17 protein-coding genes and 1 other annotated feature are annotated in these 16,816 nt (G+C 41.3%); of the genes, 3 read left to right on the forward strand and 14 right to left on the reverse strand.

Annotated elements, in window-relative coordinates; translation table 11 throughout:
- Positions 1-158: 158 nt before the first annotated feature.
- From zupT to CE058_RS17410, 6 genes are all read right to left on the reverse strand, one after another.
- Positions 159-968, reverse strand: coding sequence for a zinc transporter ZupT (gene zupT / locus CE058_RS17385; protein ID WP_163144328.1), 810 nt, complete (start codon positions 966-968; stop codon positions 159-161).
- A 255-nt stretch (positions 969-1,223) separates the two neighbouring features.
- Positions 1,224-2,576, reverse strand: a complete 1,353-nt coding sequence (locus tag CE058_RS17390) for a glycosyltransferase family 2 protein (protein ID WP_163144330.1) — start codon at positions 2,574-2,576, stop codon at positions 1,224-1,226.
- Positions 2,577-2,732: 156 nt separating this feature from the next.
- The gene (locus CE058_RS17395; RefSeq protein ID WP_163144332.1) at positions 2,733-3,578 is read right to left on the reverse strand and encodes a pirin family protein; all 846 of its coding nucleotides are present in this window, start codon (positions 3,576-3,578) and stop codon (positions 2,733-2,735) included.
- 59 nt (positions 3,579-3,637) lie between these two features.
- Positions 3,638-4,249 carry an NAD(P)H:quinone oxidoreductase gene (gene wrbA / locus CE058_RS17400; RefSeq protein ID WP_163144334.1) on the reverse strand — a complete coding sequence of 204 codons (612 nt, stop codon included), beginning with the start codon at positions 4,247-4,249 and terminating at the stop codon, positions 3,638-3,640.
- Positions 4,250-4,359: 110 nt separating this feature from the next.
- The gene (locus CE058_RS17405; protein WP_163144336.1) at positions 4,360-4,962 is read right to left on the reverse strand and encodes an alpha/beta hydrolase; all 603 of its coding nucleotides are present in this window, start codon (positions 4,960-4,962) and stop codon (positions 4,360-4,362) included.
- A gap of 233 nt (positions 4,963-5,195) precedes the next feature.
- A complete protein-coding gene (locus CE058_RS17410) occupies positions 5,196-6,134 on the reverse strand; it encodes a ring-cleaving dioxygenase (RefSeq protein ID WP_163144338.1) in 939 nt (312 codons plus the stop codon).
- A gap of 296 nt (positions 6,135-6,430) precedes the next feature.
- Between CE058_RS17410 and CE058_RS17415 the strand changes: the two genes are divergently transcribed.
- Positions 6,431-7,630: an iron-containing alcohol dehydrogenase gene (locus CE058_RS17415; protein WP_163144340.1), complete on the forward strand. Its 1,200-nt coding sequence runs from the start codon at positions 6,431-6,433 to the stop codon at positions 7,628-7,630.
- A 103-nt stretch (positions 7,631-7,733) separates the two neighbouring features.
- Here CE058_RS17415 and corA read toward each other — a convergent pair whose 3' ends face one another.
- Positions 7,734-8,690, reverse strand: coding sequence for a magnesium/cobalt transporter CorA (gene corA / locus CE058_RS17420; RefSeq protein WP_163144341.1), 957 nt, complete (start codon positions 8,688-8,690; stop codon positions 7,734-7,736).
- Between the two features lie 252 nt (positions 8,691-8,942).
- Positions 8,943-9,185, forward strand: a binding site (T-box leader).
- Between the two features lie 46 nt (positions 9,186-9,231).
- Between corA and brnQ the strand changes: the two genes are divergently transcribed.
- A complete protein-coding gene (gene brnQ / locus CE058_RS17425) occupies positions 9,232-10,569 on the forward strand; it encodes a branched-chain amino acid transport system II carrier protein (protein WP_163144343.1) in 1,338 nt (445 codons plus the stop codon).
- Between the two features lie 92 nt (positions 10,570-10,661).
- Here the strand turns inward: brnQ and CE058_RS17430 are convergent, their stop codons facing one another.
- From CE058_RS17430 to CE058_RS17455, 6 genes are all read right to left on the reverse strand, one after another.
- A complete protein-coding gene (locus CE058_RS17430) occupies positions 10,662-11,087 on the reverse strand; it encodes a GNAT family N-acetyltransferase (protein ID WP_163144345.1) in 426 nt (141 codons plus the stop codon).
- 29 nt (positions 11,088-11,116) lie between these two features.
- On the reverse strand, positions 11,117-11,926 hold the full coding sequence (locus CE058_RS17435; protein WP_048009934.1) for a GNAT family N-acetyltransferase: 810 nt from the start codon (positions 11,924-11,926) through the stop codon (positions 11,117-11,119).
- A 15-nt stretch (positions 11,927-11,941) separates the two neighbouring features.
- Entirely contained in the window at positions 11,942-12,886 is a 945-nt protein-coding gene (locus tag CE058_RS17440; protein ID WP_163144347.1) for a hypothetical protein, read from the reverse strand.
- Between the two features lie 108 nt (positions 12,887-12,994).
- A complete protein-coding gene (locus CE058_RS17445) occupies positions 12,995-13,672 on the reverse strand; it encodes an NAD(P)H-dependent oxidoreductase (RefSeq protein ID WP_048009932.1) in 678 nt (225 codons plus the stop codon).
- A gap of 119 nt (positions 13,673-13,791) precedes the next feature.
- Positions 13,792-14,247, reverse strand: coding sequence for a GNAT family N-acetyltransferase (locus CE058_RS17450; RefSeq protein ID WP_163144349.1), 456 nt, complete (start codon positions 14,245-14,247; stop codon positions 13,792-13,794).
- Positions 14,248-14,316: 69 nt separating this feature from the next.
- Positions 14,317-14,718 (reverse strand): VOC family protein, encoded by a 402-nt coding sequence (locus CE058_RS17455; RefSeq protein ID WP_163144350.1) that lies wholly within the window; start codon positions 14,716-14,718, stop codon positions 14,317-14,319.
- 132 nt (positions 14,719-14,850) lie between these two features.
- Between CE058_RS17455 and CE058_RS17460 the strand changes: the two genes are divergently transcribed.
- Positions 14,851-15,480, forward strand: a complete 630-nt coding sequence (locus CE058_RS17460; protein ID WP_048009929.1) for a flavodoxin family protein — start codon at positions 14,851-14,853, stop codon at positions 15,478-15,480.
- Between the two features lie 56 nt (positions 15,481-15,536).
- Here CE058_RS17460 and CE058_RS17465 read toward each other — a convergent pair whose 3' ends face one another.
- Complete coding sequence (locus CE058_RS17465) at positions 15,537-16,568, reverse strand: STAS domain-containing protein (protein WP_163144352.1); 1,032 nt, start codon at positions 16,566-16,568, stop codon at positions 15,537-15,539.
- Positions 16,569-16,816 lie beyond the last annotated feature (248 nt).

Raw genomic sequence — 16,816 nt, forward strand, 5'->3', positions numbered from 1 at the left:
CCTAAAAGCTAACGCTTTTAGCCGTGCGATGATGATGCTGTCGAAGCGTTCCTTGTGGAGCTAGACAGTAATCGGCGTTCAAAAATTATATACTTTCTTATCTTTTAAAAAAAGCAGTCTCCCTCACACATGCACCAGTGCGGGAGACTGCTTCTTTGTTATATAAACAGCAGCAGACTGAGCGCCATGACGGCCATCCCTGCCACAAGACCATAAATGGAAGTATGAGCTTCATCATACTTCTTGGCAGCCGGCAATAATTCATCAAGTGAAATGAACACCATTATTCCGGCAACTGCGGCAAAAATGACACCAAACATGACATCGTTTAAATATGGCATTAAAATCAAGTAGGCCACTAATGCGCCAACCGGCTCTGACAGCCCTGATAAAAATGAGAGTTTAAAAGCCTTCTTCTTGCTTCCTGTGGCATAATAGACAGGAACTGAGACAGCAATCCCCTCTGGTATATTATGAATGGCAATGGCCGCCGCAATGGCGATTCCAAGCGAAGGATCCTGGAGTGCAGAAGTAAATGTTGCAATTCCTTCCGGGAAGTTATGAATCGCAATCGCCAATGCCGCGAAGGTCCCCATTTTTAAGAGTGCCGGATCCTTGACGGTGTTTCCGGAATCATTCATTTCTTCAACTGTCCTCACTTCATGGGGATTATCCTTTTTAGGAATAAACCGGTCAATTATTGCAATAAGGAGGATCCCCCCAAAAAAACCTCCAACAGTTGCCCAGTTTCCGCTTACTTGACCTAATGCTCCTACAAGGGCATCTTTGGCTTTTACAAAGATTTCAATCATGGAGACATAAATCATCACTCCTGCGGAAAAGCCAAGTGCCAATGATAAAAACTTAGTATTCGTTCTAGAAGTAAAAAAAGCCATTAAACTGCCAATACCTGTCGCTAAGCCGGCAAACAAAGTAAGACCTAATGCAAATAATACTTCCTGCGACATTTCACTCTCTCCTTTTTCTCTATTGCCAAAAAGTTTCTCCAGGGCAACTTTTGCGTTAAAAAAATATATATGCCAAATTACTATAAGTATATGCGCCTAACTTAAAAAGTTTACTTTGGTAAACATTTTATCTCCAACCCAAACCAAAAGCAATAAAAAAGGACTATTCGATTATTTTTTCTTCAATATTATAAGAAGGATTGAGGAAAATGTGCATAAAAAAACAAAAACCTTCGCCCTTTAAACAGCGAAGGATCATTCCCAGACTCGTTTTGATTTGAAAAGTTCCTGAAGGTACCCCCATACAGATATGGGTGACATGATCATTTGATAGAACAGGATAAACGTAAAGAATCCTAAAATATTCTTTCTGACTTTCAGATTCAGATTTTTAAACACATAATGCTTTTGATACATGTATAAGATTCCGTAGCTTAACATGGTAAGCGGCAGCACAAACAAGGTCATCGGGCCAACTATCCAGAAGTAGCCGAAGAACGCAAGCATTAATCCGGGAATCCAGAAAAAAGTATACACCATATCCAGATATGGCATAACCAGGTTAACACCTGTTAAATATTTTGTGTATATTTGCGGCTGATTCCATGGCTTGATTTCATTCAGGCCTTCAATCATTCCCCTTGCCCACCTTGATCTTTGCTTTGCAAAGTGGGATAACGTAGAAGGAACATCTGTAAAAGCTGCAGCCAGCGGCTCAAAATATACTTTCCATTCCTTCTGAAGCAGCCTCCAAGTCAATACAATATCTTCGCCAATGGCATCTGGCCAGCCATTTACCTGGCGGACGGAGTCAGTTTTGTATAAACTGAAAGCCCCCTGTGCAACCAGTGTTCCCTGATATAACCCCTGCAGTCTTTTTATTGAGGCTATACCCAGGTAATAGTCCCACTCCTGTGTTTTCGTCAAAAGGTTTTCCCGGCTATTGCGTACAAGCATCGAGCCCGCCACCGCACACACCTCTTCAGGACTGCTTTCCATGCGTGATACTAAAAAGCGGACAGCTGAAGGGTGCAGCAGGGTATCTGCATCAAGTGTGATAACATATTCTGTTGTCACATGCTGAAGGCCTTTATTTAATGCATGGAATTTCCCGGTCTTTGGTTCCTTCAAAATATCAATCGCAAGGTTAAGCTCTTTTTGTGCTCTTACTATTTCAAGGTGAGTATTGTCTGTAGAACGATTGTCTATAACGATGACCTTAATCTTCCCATGATAGTCCTGGCCTGCCACATAGCTTAACGTTTGAAAGATTGTTTTTTCTTCATTGAAGGCGGCTACCAGCAATGTCACTTCCTTATCAGGATCCGGATTCTTAAAAGATGGCTGCCTGTCCAAAAGCAGGCTCATCAACAGAAAGGCATTCATATAGCCCGGTACATAGGCAATACCCCCAATAATAAGAATGCTGATCGGGAGTGTGACAATGTCTGATAGATCCTTCAGCCAGGGCAATGATAGATATATAGAAAAAGCCATCCATAATAGAGAAATCAGGTGACTTATGACAAATTTCTTATTTATGGATAAATAAACTTTATTTCTCCTGCGTTTTATGAACGGATCTGCAGGGATGGAACTCGGCTCCATAGGTTCACCCTCAATGAATATAGTTAATTAAAAAATATAGTATTTTATCATTGAAGTAACCTGGTAATTTATACTATGCAGAATGTCTCCTTTTTTGATTGCCAGCCATGGCTCGCATCAAAAAAGAGCAGCCTTAGACTGCTCCTGACCCGTATCTTATTTTAGAAAGGTACCATTCATATATTCCTTATAAGCGGTCCGTATTTCTTCTTCCGTATTCATGACAAACGGTCCACGGGCCACAACCTGTTCTTTGACCGGCTCACCTGCATATAGCAGAAAACGCAATGGCTCTTCGGCTTTAACGGCTATTTCGCTTTCACCGTTCCCGCCATCCCCCAATTCAAGGGCCTGGCCATTGGCCCCGTGAACTTTATTTTCTCCAAAAATACCGCTGCCCTCTATAATATAAATAAAGCCTTTGTAGCTGCCAGGCAGTTCCTGTGAAGCTGCAGCCCCTTTTTCCATCCTTACTTCAACCATTGTGACAGGCACATGATTTAAGGTTGGTGATACAACTCCTCTAGAGGAACCGGAGAAGACTTTAAAAACTGCACCCTCTTCCTCCCGGACAGGTACTTCACTGCCTTTAAGGTTTTGGTATCTTGGTGCTGTCATTTTCTTTTCCCGTGGAAGATTGATCCACAGCTGCAGCGAATGGGCAGTAATTCCTTCAGATGGCACTTCATTATGAACGACACCGCTCCCTGCTGTCATCCATTGAACATCACCAGGACCTAACACACCGCCCTCACCGGAATGGCTGTCATAGTGCTCAATGGCCCCTTCAATGACATAAGTTACCGTCTCAATCCCGCGATGGGGATGAACGTCAAACGCTCCCTTTTGAAACTTATCTTCCATCATCAGCAGAAAGGGGTCATACTTTTCCCAATTTCCCGGTTCTATTACAGGACCTGCTGCATGAATAGGGCTATGTTTCTGTAATTTTACTTTCCTGATGGAGGCAATCTCCCGCTTTGTTATTATTTCATTCTGCATCCGCCATTTCTCCCCTTTATATGTAAAGGGAGCAATTGAAAACAATTGCTCCAACTATATTATTGATTTCCCTTTTTAATCCACTCAGCAACAGTGACAGTCCTTTTTGCCTGATACTTAACAGCTTCTTTTACATCCTCAATCATTTTTCCATCCTGATCAACCGTTACGCTTGTTCCATATGGATTGCCGCCTGCTCCGAAAAGAACCGGATCGGTGTAACCCGGAGCAGCTACAATCGCTCCCCAATGATACATCGTGGTGTAAAGAGAAAGAATCGTTGCTTCCTGCCCGCCATGTGGATTTTGGGCTGATGTCATCGCACTGACTGCTTTATTCGCAAGCTTTCCTTTTGCCCAAAGGCCGCCAGTTGTATCAAGGAACTGCTTCATTTGCGAAGGCATATTGCCGAAACGGGTAGGCACACTGAATATGATGGCATCTGCCCATTCAAGATCATCCGCTTTAATTTCAGGCACATCCTTTGTAGCCTCGACAGTTGCTTTCCATGCCGGATTGCCTTCAATAGCAGATTGCGGCGCCAGTTCCGGAACCTTAAAAACTTTAACTTCCGCACCAGCTTCTTTGCCGCCTTCCTCCGCCCATTTAGACAATTGATAGTTTGTTCCGCCCATGCTGTAAAAAACAACGGCTAATTTTACATTTTCCATATTAATCGTCTCCTTTTTAGGTGAATTTCCAAATAACCTTGATAGGATACCCATGATAGCACTCCCTATTCTTTCATTCTCTTCCCTTATAATTCATTAGATTAACTTTTTTATATTTGTTTATACCAGCGGGCTGCAGCCTGAACTTCACCCATGGTTAATTGATGGCCAAAACTTTCCCAGTGAAGCTCGACTTTCGCTCCTGCACTTTCCAATAATGACTGTAAATCAGTGGATTCTTCTGCAGGACAAATCGGATCATTGGTCCCGGCCGCGATAAATACTGATGTTTCGCTGAGATCGGGCAATTCAGCACCACGCCTTGGAACCATTGGGTGATGCAGAATCGCTGCTTTTAAGGCGTTTTCATGATGAAATAATAAGCTTCCTGCAATATTAGCTCCATTTGAATAGCCGATTGCCACAATGTTGTCTCGTTCAAAACCGTATTTCTGTGCGGCTTCATCTAAAAAGCCGTTTAATTCTTTTGTGCGAAAAAGCAGATCTTCTTCATCAAAGACACCTTCTGCCAGCCTGCGGAAAAATCTTGGCATCCCATTCTCCAGTACATTACCGCGCACACTTAGAACAGAAGCCTCCGGATCAATATGACCTGCAAGCGGAAGCAGGTCAGTTTCTGTACCTCCCGTTCCGTGAAGCAGCAATAATACAGGCTTGGAAGGATCTTTTCCTTTTTGAAAAATATGTTTCATCGTATCTTCCTCTCTTTGTTTTATCGCAGTCTAACGGGCAGTATGACCCCCACTTCAAGACTCAAAGGAATCAAAGGAGGATATGGGGGTCAAACTGCCCGTAAAGGCCCGAAAGAAGGACAAAGACTAACAACGCCACATCCTATGGCAACGTCTTTGTGACCCACTTCCTGTGGGCCTCAACTTACAATCAGTGGGGGATAAGGAAAACCCCCACTGATTGAAGTTTCACTTTATTCCAGTTCCCTGACTTCAATAGGGATTAATTTTCGCTCGATGCGATCTCTCATATTCTCATATTGTTCAGGAAGCATCAGCTTCTCCCCCATTTCACCGGGTGATTCGTCATGTGCAAATCCTGGCAGGTCAGTTGCAATTTCAAAAAGAATTTCCCCGTGCTCCCGAAAATAAATGGCATTAAAATAATTCCGGTCCCTGACTGGTGTTACCCCATAGCCATTTGACCTCACATATTCCCGCCACTCCAATTGATCCTGATCATCTTCAGCCCGCCAGGCGATATGATGGACAGTGCCGACACCCATCCGGCCTCGCTTGCCGGAAGTCTTTTTCAGGTCTATGACATTGCCGATTGGGGCTGAGGATTGGAACCGGATTATTTCTCCTTCTTCCCCAATGCGTTCAAGACCCATAACACTTTCAAGCAGATGTGCTGTCTGTTCCGGCTGGGATGAATAAAGAGTCGCCCCTGCAAAGCCCTTTACTGCAACATCAGGAGTAATTCCTCCAAATGTCCAAATATTCGTCTCACCCTCATCTCTTTCCACCATTTCCAATACGAGACCGTGAGGATCCTGAAATCTTATTGATTCTTCACTAAATCTTTTTTCCATTGTGTAAGAAATTTTAAATTTCTTAAATCTGTCTTTCCAGAATTCAAGAGCACCCCTGGGAATCGCATAGGAGGTGACGCCGACCTGGCCATCCCCAATCTCTCCCTGGAAGGCATTTGCCCATGGGAAAAATGTAATGATTGTCCCCGGCTTCCCTTCATTATTGCCAAAATACAGGTGGTAGGTGCCGGGATCATCAAAATTCACAGTCTGCTTGACCATCCTCAATCCTAAAACACCTGCATAAAAATCGATATTCTCCTGAGGGTGGCCGACGATCGCACTGATATGATGAATTCCACTTATGGCTTTGTTCACTATCACACCTCTTTCTCATTAATGTAACCAAAATTCAATCTATGAAACTCATTTTAAATCAAATATTTTCACTTCAAGATAAAATTTCTTTCTCAATCAGAAAAACAACTGAATGCCTCGAATTAATTTATCTCGAATCCAAGATAATTATAAAATATACTCACGTTGCTGTCAATCTTACGGATTGAAGCAGAAACTGGAATATTTTGATTGAGCATATTGACATCACCTAAAACATAAAGGTATATATTAATTATAATATTAGAATTTTCAGACGAATATTTGGAGGTAAGGAAATGTACAATGCATACTGCCGAATGTACCAGAAAACCTTCAAGCTGGTATCGCCTCTTTTACCCTGGCGGGAACCGGAACTTTTAGAAGGCGCTAATAGCCTGGACAAACTTCCCGATATTATTAAGAAAACAGGCATAAGCAGAATTTTGATTGTAACAGACAGCGGCATCACTTCTCTTGGGCTGATGGATGGTTTGCTATTAAATTTACAGAAGTGGAATATTGAATTTTATATTTATGATAAAACGGTTCCAAATCCGACAATTACTAATATTGAAGAAGCACTTGAAGAATACATGAAGAATAATTGCCAGGGTATTCTTGCCTTTGGCGGGGGTTCACCGATGGATTGTGCTAAAGGCGTTGGTGCAAGAGTTGTGAGGCCTGAGAAAAGCATCCCGCAAATGAAAGGCCAATTTAAAGTGAGAAAAAAGCTACCTCCCCTTTTTGCAGTCCCGACTACAGCAGGTACAGGAAGTGAGGCCACTGTTGCAGCGGTCATTACCGACAGCCGTTCACATGAGAAATACGCCATTATTGATCTTTGTCTAATTCCGCATTATGCAGTTTTAGATCCCTTGATTACGATAAAATTGCCTCCTCATATAACGGCTGCAACCGGTATGGATGCACTCACCCATGCCATCGAAGCCTACATTGGGAGAAGCAGTACAGCAGAGACGAGAAAGTTGAGCATAGATGCAGTCCGGCTGATTTATGATAATCTTTACGAAACATATCAGAATGGCGAAAATCTGGAGGCAAGAGCCCGTATGCAAAAAGCTGCTTATCTGGCAGGACTGGCTTTTACCAGGTCCTATGTAGGCAATGTTCATGCTATCGCCCATACGCTGGGAGGATTTTACTCTGTTCCTCATGGTTTGGCTAATGCTATCATTCTTCCATATGTACTGGAGCATTACGGCGAGGCAGTCTGGGAACCCCTAGATGAACTCGCAATGGCGGCGGGCAAAGGTGATCCGGGAGCTTCAGCTGAAGAAAATTCAAAGAGCTTTATAAGCAGCATAAAATCCCTCAACCATAAAATGGGGATCCCCCAAAAGGTGAGTGGAATAATAGACAGTGACATTCCCGTAATGGCTGAACGTGCCTTAAAGGAAGCCAATCCCTTGTATCCTGTGCCGAAAATCTTCGGCAGAAATGATATGTTAAAACTGTATCAGATTATAAAGGAATAATATTATGGCACACCTTTCGAACTCATGGCTTTCCGCTAAAAATTTCAGTGGCTCACACCAATAAAAGGCAGATGCACATTAAATGCATTCTGCCTTTAACGCTTTATCTGAACCAGCCCTTCTTCATAAACCACCAAAACATGCCTAAGGCAATAATAAACATTAATAACAGTGTTTCAAAATATCCATATTTCCACGATAATTCCGGCATGTTTTCAAAATTCATCCCATATATGCCCGCTATAAAAGTTAAGGGCATGAAAATGGTTGTTATCACGGTAAGGACTCTCATTACCCGATTCGTCTGATGGGAGTTGATCGATAAATAACTGTCACGGATATCGTTCGTCAATTCCCTGTTTCCATCAATCATTTCAGTCAATTTCAATAAGTGGTCATGAATATCAGCAAAGTATTCGTATCTTTCCTTTAAACCTTTAAGCCTATGGGAATTAATGACACGGTATATTAAATCCCGCATCGGAATCACAGTATATCTTATCTGCAATAAATGATGGCGGATATCAAATAACTTCTCCAATAATTCTTCCATCGTTTCATCATTTGGGTTATCTTCAATGAGACTCAAACGATCTTCCAGCTGATAAACGATAGGAAAGTAATTATCCACTATTTTATCAATGATGTGGTACATGACCAGGTAAGGGTCCCATTTACTAATCTTCTTACTTAAGCTAAGCCTTTCCCAAACATCATTCATTTCCCTGGAGAGTTCATGATGGTAGGATACTATGTAATTTGAGCCAATAAAAAAGTTAATTTCCTGTTTATCTTCGTTAATATGATTTAGGCTATGGGTGACAAAAAAACTATAGTCTTCATAATAGTCCATTTTGGGGCGCTGGAGTTTGACAACACAATCCTCTATTGCCAGGGGGTGAAAGTGAAAAGTCTTGTCGAGTTCAGCAGTTTCCTCCTCGGTTGGCTGATCAAAATCAACCCAAAACCACTTATAGCTTTCCCACTCAGCTTTCAGCCTCTCTAAAGTAATATCCTGTTTCAGTTCATTTTTCTTGTTAACAGCTTGTATTCTTATCATGAATGTCTCCTAGTCTTTCCAATCTCAAAACATATTTTTTCCATTTTTAATAATGATATCCTAACTCTCCATTGGTGTATTTATTATCTACCTCTTTTTCTTGCTCTGTTAAACAAGAATTTACTTTTCTCGGTAATTATAGAAAATATACACTCAGTAACCGTCTGCTTTAACGCTTTTACCGCGAAAAGTTATTTTAATTAACAAAAAATATTGACTAATCTAAACTTATCTGATAAATTATTTTCAAATAATAAATCGCTGAAGAGAAGAGTAAGACAGGAATGCTGTTCCAAAGAGAGCCGGCATATGGTGAAATCCGGTGTCCAGTACCTGATCCGAAGATCATCTCTGAGATGCAAAGCTGAAATACAGTAAGCTTTGACGGGTTTTCCGCCGTTACAATGGAACGCGTATGATTGTACGCAGCTGAGTGCTGCAGTTTTTTGAACTGCGGAATTAGGGTGGTATCGCGAGTATAGACTCGTCCCTTTCTGGGGACGGGTCTTTTTATTTTTAAAAAAAGGAGTTTGAGCAGCTTATGAAGAAATTTGACAACTTTTTTATCGGTCTCATGTTATTCTCAATGTTTTTTGGAGCAGGTAATTTAATATTCCCTCCCTACCTTGGTGCTTTATCAGGTACCTCCTTTTGGCTTGCGATTACAGGTTTTATTCTGACTGCTGTAGGCTTGCCATTTATTGTACTGCTTTCCATCTCCATGGCAAAGGGTGGAATTGAAGCGATTGCCAGCCGGGTTCATCCTCTTTTCGGCACTTTATTTATGGTTATCATCTACCTATCCATTGGTCCTTTCCTGGCTATTCCCAGAAATGCAGGTGTTGCTTTCGAGATGGGTGTCATGCCATTTATTAATGATTCATGGAACCTATCACTAATATTGTTTACGTATTCCGCAGTCTTTTTCTTGCTTGTATATGTTGTCAGTTTAAATCCGGCCAAAATGGAAAGGTTTATAGGCCGCTGGCTTACTCCTGTTCTGCTGCTGTCGGTTGTTATCCTTTGTACAGCTGCAATCATGAATTTCGACACAAAGCAGCTGGCTCCATCTGGCGGTTATGACAGCGGCGCATTCTTTAAGGGTTTCCTTGAAGGCTATAACACAATGGATGCCCTTGCCGCCCTTGCCTTTGGAATTGTCATTCTTACTGCCATCCAGAAAAAAGGTGTACATGACGAAAAGCAATTATCCCTCTATACACTAAGAGCTGCAGTAATAGCTGGTGTGCTGCTGGCAGCCGTTTATATTTCCCTTGGTTTATTAGGAGCTAAAATAGCTGCGAACGGCACTTTTGAAAACGGGACAGCCATTTTATCATCTGCCGCTACCCTGTTATTCGGAAGAGCTGGAACGACATTCATAGGTGCAATTTTCACTCTTGCCTGTTTTACGACTGTAGTAGGCTTAACATCAGCCTGCGGACAATATTTCTCAAAGCTGCTGCCAAAGGTAAGCTATAAATTAGTCATCAGTGCCGTAACCTTGATTGGTTTTACCTTATCAAATCTTGGGTTAAATCAAATTCTCAAAGTATCTGTTCCTTTCCTGGTAACAGCTTATCCTTTAACCATTGTGCTGATTACGCTGAGCTTCTTTAATGGCTTTTTCCGAAATCCGCGAAAAGTTTACGGGAGTGCGCTATTATTCACTATAGTATTTGCAGCGCTGGGAGGTTTAAGCACCTTTGGCTTTAATCTCGGAGCCCTTCAATCCCTTAGGGAAGTTTTGCCTTTCGCATCGGTTGGAATGGAATGGGTTGTACCAGCTGCAGCAGGTACTGCACTGGGCATCCTTCTAAGCAAAACTGACAGGCAACAGCCGGATTCGGCAAAACAGATGGATGTAAAAGCTTCTTGATAAAAGCCAGGCTGCTTAAACAGCCTGGTTTTCCTATTCCTTCACTTCATTATAAGACGGCTCCAATAAATACTTAATATGGATTCCGCTTTCTAATGAAGGGTTTTCACAAACCCAGTACTCTTTGCCTGATAGCCTAAACTAATATAAAATTGATGAGCGTCTTCGCGTTCAGTCCTGTTTCCGCTATTTAGTACAATTCCGGCAGCCCCCAATTGTTCTGCAAAATTTTCAACAGCCTGCATCAGCTTCTTACCTGCACCCATCCCTCTGTAAGCAATAACTCGGATATGAATGCCGTCAGTATTATATAAAAGACCTGTATGGAATCCAGCCATTCCAATTACTTTATCTTCTAGACAAGCCACTAATGAATAATAATCAGGATGTGCACCGATGTTATTAAGCCTCTTTTCCATCAGCTCTTTCGACACCGGATAGCCCAGATCCCCCATTAAGCTTGCAAGCTGGGGAATATCCCCGATAGCTGCTTTCCTGGTATGTATTTTAAGCTCCATTTGGCACCATCCTGCCTTTATGCATAGTTTTATTCCCTTACCCAGATTGCTTTTGTATATCCAATTTTCAAACCTGCTTTTTCCATATTATTCTGGCTTGCCGAACCAAACCTTGCCTGACCTGTCACAAGCTCTGAATTTTGTGTAATCGCCTGATAGATTCGGGCTTGAATAAGCGCGCTGTGGACCCCTCTGTTTCTGAAAGCAGGCAAAACAGCCGCAGCCGCAAGATTCGCTGCCTTTTCTATGATATAAATAACACCTATTCCAGCTGGTTCATTGTTTACAAAGGCAAGATAAAAGGACCAGTTTCTATTGTCATAAAGAACCTCATTATTTTCAGCTATTCCTTGGCTAAGGAATCCAGGCATTCCAAACCCCTTTGTATATAGCTCACCGAAAAGATCAAAGTCGCTTCTTTGCATCCTGCGTATATCAATATCGGCATTAATGGGAATGTCCACAAGATCTGAAGGTTCCGCAAACAAAGTGGTATGGAAATCACATTGATAGAACCCTTTTTGATGAAGGATCCTCAGTAAATCTGAGGATCCGTTTGAAGGTGTAATCTCCAATCGTATGGGAATTCTTTTTCCCTGATAGAAATCAATAATTTGATCCAGAGCTTCGGCATCTGCTGCGTTAAATCCTTTTACAAGATTGAAGGATGGACCCGGAATATTCCTGGCAGCGAAAGCGGTTGTCCCGCCAATCCTTTTAATTTCCACGCCCATTGGGTTTCCATCCCGATTTTTAATTGCCGTCAATCTGGAGAGCAGCACACTTGTCTCTGACTTGTCCAATCTCTCAGCTAAGTCACTTTTCATCACTAGATTCATAATTTTTCACCTCATTTATTTAACGTCAAGCCTTCCAAAAGAATCCAATATTTTGTACCGCTTAACAGCAAGTATTCCTTTCCAATGATTGCTTGCAACCTGGAATTCATTTTCATATTGTCCCCAGCTCCAGGGAATGTCCCAAGTTCCTTCATTTGAGAGCTGCTCAATATAGAAATCAAGATTATCATCTATTGACGTTCCAAATCTCATAGAAAGTGAATCTTCTGGCTGCTCAGCGAAATCCAAGGGAGTGGCTACATAGCCTTCTGCCCATTCTGATTTATTCTTCCCGGCAGCTTTGTAAGCAAGAGCATTCACTTTTTCAGCCGTCTCCTTGAGCGGGTAATTAAGTCTTGAATCAAATTCAGATTCCTGCTTCGACATTAGCTTTACCAACTGCTGAAAATTGTTTATTTCATGTCTATCCATTTCATCAACTTCCATTAAATATGCAATTGCATTCTTTACGGTTTTCCATCCTATTTCAGCAGCACTGCTTCCAGGTGGCGACCAATGCAATAAGAACCCTGCAAGCTCTGCACTTGGATTATAAGCCCAATTATCCTGGATATTCTCTGTCCAATGCCACCAAGGAGCATGTGGGTACTCATTGTTTGAAGTCATCACAGATGGCCACATTTTATTCTCATGGATATAGCTGTGTTCTAGATAATTTACTAGTTTTTGTACAACTTTCAACTCGGGTTTTGCTTCAATTTCCATTAAGATTTGACCGGCAGCCCAGGAAGCCATCGGTGACGAGTAAGGTGACCAGAAATCAGGTTCAATGCCATGGCCAAATCCCCCGTCTTCATTCTGAAACGCTTCTACACATTTTATTACCCCTTCATCATTACGATCCTCAAAATGGTACGACCATAAAGCAGATTCAAGCGGTCTTGCATTTCTTTTTACCCATCTGCTTGTGTTCTGAAATTTTTCTTTCGTTATCTTCATATATAAAATCCTTTCTAAATTAGGAGCTTTTCTTATTAGTTTTTCTAGCTATAATACCAATTTCCTTTTTTAAACAATAAAAAAAGGAAAAGAGCCAATGCTCTTTTCCTAATCAATCCACTTTACAATATCATCGAATGGTCTGCGCGCTTTTGGTCTTGGGTCTTTCACTCTGTATCCAAAGGCACACATTACCGACAGTCCGAAGCTTCCTTCTTCAAGCAAGCCTTCCTCATTCAGGAGCTTATTCATTTTTTCAATGTCAAACCCCTCAATGGGACAGGAATCTATACCAATTTGTGCAGCGGCGGTCATCATATTCCCAAGTGCAATGTAGCTTTGCTTGCAGGCCCAATCAAAGAGTGGGCGATCTCCTTCCAGCAGATCAAAATCGGACTTCTGGAATTCCTCAATCCGCTGCAGATATTTGTCCATCATTTCTTCCGGCATGCCCAGGGTATTTCTAAAATGATCCTGCAGATAGCGGGAATCATATTTTGTATCTTTTTTCGTTCTTGCCAGGATTAAAACAAAGTGGCTAGCTTCAGGCAGTTTCCCGTATGCTCCCCAGGAGGCATTCTTAATTTTCTCACGGAGCTCCTGGTTCTGAACAACCACAAAACGCCATGGTTCAAAACCAAATGAACTTGGTGAAAGTCGGCCTGTCTCCAATATAAATCGGAAATCTTCCTCGGGGATTTCTTTATTTGGATCAAATTCCTTTGTCGCATGCCTGAATTGATAGGCATTCAGGATTTCTTCCTTTAAAACTTCCTTTTCACGCAAAACCAAACACTCCTTTTCTGACTGTTCTAACTTTAACGTAACATATTACAGCATAACATTCATGAAATCAGCTTTTAGTCTGCCCTTTTCACTGCTGTTCCTAATCATTTGGGGCAATTTCATTGCAAATCCATAGACAGCCTGATCATATCCCGGCAATGGATTCCATTTTCAATGATATCTTCTTTGTAATGCCTCACAAAAAAATCTCTGTCGACCCCTGTGATTCTAAAACCGCATTTTTGGTAAAAAGCCAGCTGGCCAATACTTGAATTCCCCGTTCCAATTTCAAGGGTCTTATATTCACCTTGAAACGCAAGCTCTATTGCATGCTCAAGAAGTTTTCTGCCGATGCCCTCACCCTGATATTTTTCACTAACGGCAATATTAATAATCTCACAAGTTCCTGGTCTTGTGGCTAGAAGGATATAAACGCCGACTACTTCTCCGTTTATTTCAGCAAAATATGTTTCCCCTCGATTTACATAATCTTTAATAAATTCAATTGAAGGATCTGCCAATAATAGCAGATTCATTGGAGGGGGCTCTGAATGGTTCATTTTTCGTATCTTCATTATGTCCTCCTTTTTATGTCAAGCTTCCAAAATAACCTTCTCTTTCTGTATAACGATGATCCATAGCAGTCATCTCCCCCAGTCTTCTTTGTTTACCTTTTTTATTTGGATTTCTTTCTCATGCTTATCGATATATTCAAAATATCCAATTCTATTTCCCCATGGATCAGCAAATGTAGCCCACTTAACAGGGACTTCTTTTCTCGTATGGATTTCAAATGGTGTTATTTTTAATTCTGTGATTAGTCTTTCACGTTCCTGCTCAAGATCAGGCACCCCAAGCCTAATTGGACCGCTTCCTATACTGGGTGAACCCACAGCTATCTGTAGCCAGCACCCTGTGATGAGTTCCCATTCTGCAAATCCTTCATGCGGAATGAGATCAGGTTTTTTATTAAGCAATGTTTCATACCACAACAGTCCCTCTTTCATATCCAGCACCCGGAATTGAACCGTCATTTCATAGATCATTTCAGTCCCTCCAATCTCGCACAAAATTATGTAATTCGTTGAATTTATCACATTTCCTTCATTTAGATTGTTTTTGCTCCTGAGCACAGGGAATTAAGAGTAGTGAATAATAGAAAGGGAGTTGTATGAAACATGTCAATTAAGGCTTTAGTTTTAAACTGTACACTAAAAAAAAGCAGTGAACCTTCCAATACCGGTGCACTTATAGATGAGGTTGTTAAATTTTTTGATAAAACGGAAGTGAAAACAGAGGTTGTTACAGCTGCAGACTTTAAAATTGGTTCCGGTATTACTTCTGAAGCTGTAGATCAGGAGGATGAATGGCCGGATATTTTTAAGAAGGTTGAAGAGGCAGATATCCTTATCGTTGGTTCTCCCATCTGGCTTGGCGAGCAGAGCAGCATCACCACAAAAGTAATCGAAAGATTATATGGAGGAAGCAGTCTGACAAATGAAAAAGGACAGTATATTTTTTACAACAAGGTTGGCGGTGTTGTGGTGACCGGCAATGAAGATGGAGCCAAACAAGTTTCCCGCTCCGTGTTATATTCACTTTCCCATATGGGATTCACCATCCCTCCAAACGTTGACACCTATTGGGTTGGTGAGGCTGGCCCCGGACCATCCTTTATTGAAGCAAAGGGCTATGACAATGACTTCACAAGAGAGCATGCCAAAATAATGGCCTATAATTTACTCCATTTTGCTAGAATGTTAAAAGCTCATCCGATACCAGCCGAAGGTAATGTTGTCAAAGGCTAGTTACATTAATATGCAGTAAAAAACCAGCATAAGCCCTAAATGCTGGTTTTTACTCTTTATTTTTTTGGAGAAATTTGTAATCCTACCTGATCTAACGCGTGGGTGATTCCCTGCTGCAGAACTGAAAAACATGGAATTTGTGTTTCCTTGTTTCCGCTCTCGATGATTTGCAGGCTAAGTTCGGGTGAAATCCCGACAAAAATGCAGTTTGTGCCCAATAGGGAAGCTGCTTTTACGAATTTCTGCAGAAAATCTAAAGTATATTGATCAACACCCTTTAAAGCAGTTAAGTCCAATATTAAATACTCTGCTTTATACCGGGGAAGATTCAGTAATGTTCTGTTCAGCAGTTCCTCCGCCCTCAGCTCTTCATATCTTCCCACTAAAGGAATGACCAGAATGGAATCGATCACTGGAATTATAGGAGAAGATATCTCTTTAATAATTTCAGACATTACTTTGGTCTGCTCAGCAATTTCCTTTTCCAGCTTTTTCTGGGCGCTTTGATTCTGCTCTTTAATCAAGGCACTGATATTCTGGGAGGGCGTAATGTCGGACTCAAAAAATTCGTATTCGGAATAATGATCCCCCTTAACCTGGCTTTGTTTCACTTTATACCATATATTTGTTTCAAACAGGCCGCTGAGCACCCCTGCCCAATGTCCAGGCAAAAAAGTGCCTTCTGCTTCTTTTTTTTGTTCCACATTAATCTTATACTCCCACCCATTTTTAACACGAATGATCGCCTTCTTTTCATCGAGGCTAAAGGATGCAATATCTGTTTTTCCCCATCCGGCAGTTAAATACATATTGGGTAAATGATTAATAATGTCTTCTTTTTCTTTATTCGATTCCAAATAAAATTTGCTGACAATTTTTCCTGTCCTGTAGCCAGCGGTTTCAAGAACAAGCTCGGCTGACTTTTCACCAGAGATTTCCTCAATGGAGTCCAGGAGAGTCTTAAAAGCTGTGTTTACCCAAAACACTACCACTTCGTCATTTTCGAATTTAAACGTTGCATTATCCAGATCCCAATCAAACAGAGATCCATTCACATTTATTTCATACTTAGAAGAATTAGTCTCCATAAATGTCCTCCTTATCTAATAAATCATTGCTGTCTAGTCATCTATTTAAAGAACAATAATATTCTATCCTCGAGGTTAGTTCGGAGTCAAAAATGTATGTGCTGGTGGGAAAACCTTATCGAAGATAATAAAATCCATATAGCATAGCTGCTGAAAATGCTTCGAAACAGACAAAATCTATCTAATTTTTCGCATGCACCGTTTTTATTCACCCCCAAAAAAGAATAGGCATGCAAATCCTCCCCGCT

Origin of the sequence: Bacillus sp. 22-7 (assembly GCF_010628845.1) — a bacterium.
In the GTDB taxonomy this organism is placed as follows: domain Bacteria; phylum Bacillota; class Bacilli; order Bacillales; family Cytobacillaceae; genus Cytobacillus; species Cytobacillus firmus_B.

Coding starts and splice junctions, on each gene's coding strand:
- zupT (WP_163144328.1), bottom strand. CDS start 968: ATGTCGCAGGAAGTATTATTTGCATTAGGTCTTACTTTGTTTGCCGGC.
- CE058_RS17390 (WP_163144330.1), bottom strand. CDS start 2,576: ATGGAGCCGAGTTCCATCCCTGCAGATCCGTTCATAAAACGCAGGAGA.
- CE058_RS17395 (WP_163144332.1), bottom strand. CDS start 3,578: ATGCAGAATGAAATAATAACAAAGCGGGAGATTGCCTCCATCAGGAAA.
- wrbA (WP_163144334.1), bottom strand. CDS start 4,249: ATGGAAAATGTAAAATTAGCCGTTGTTTTTTACAGCATGGGCGGAACA.
- CE058_RS17405 (WP_163144336.1), bottom strand. CDS start 4,962: ATGAAACATATTTTTCAAAAAGGAAAAGATCCTTCCAAGCCTGTATTA.
- CE058_RS17415 (WP_163144340.1), top strand. CDS start 6,431: ATGTACAATGCATACTGCCGAATGTACCAGAAAACCTTCAAGCTGGTA.
- corA (WP_163144341.1), bottom strand. CDS start 8,690: ATGATAAGAATACAAGCTGTTAACAAGAAAAATGAACTGAAACAGGAT.
- brnQ (WP_163144343.1), top strand. CDS start 9,232: ATGAAGAAATTTGACAACTTTTTTATCGGTCTCATGTTATTCTCAATG.
- CE058_RS17430 (WP_163144345.1), bottom strand. CDS start 11,087: ATGGAGCTTAAAATACATACCAGGAAAGCAGCTATCGGGGATATTCCC.
- CE058_RS17435 (WP_048009934.1), bottom strand. CDS start 11,926: ATGAATCTAGTGATGAAAAGTGACTTAGCTGAGAGATTGGACAAGTCA.
- CE058_RS17440 (WP_163144347.1), bottom strand. CDS start 12,886: ATGAAGATAACGAAAGAAAAATTTCAGAACACAAGCAGATGGGTAAAA.
- CE058_RS17450 (WP_163144349.1), bottom strand. CDS start 14,247: ATGAAGATACGAAAAATGAACCATTCAGAGCCCCCTCCAATGAATCTG.
- CE058_RS17455 (WP_163144350.1), bottom strand. CDS start 14,718: ATGATCTATGAAATGACGGTTCAATTCCGGGTGCTGGATATGAAAGAG.
- CE058_RS17460 (WP_048009929.1), top strand. CDS start 14,851: ATGTCAATTAAGGCTTTAGTTTTAAACTGTACACTAAAAAAAAGCAGT.
- CE058_RS17465 (WP_163144352.1), bottom strand. CDS start 16,568: ATGGAGACTAATTCTTCTAAGTATGAAATAAATGTGAATGGATCTCTG.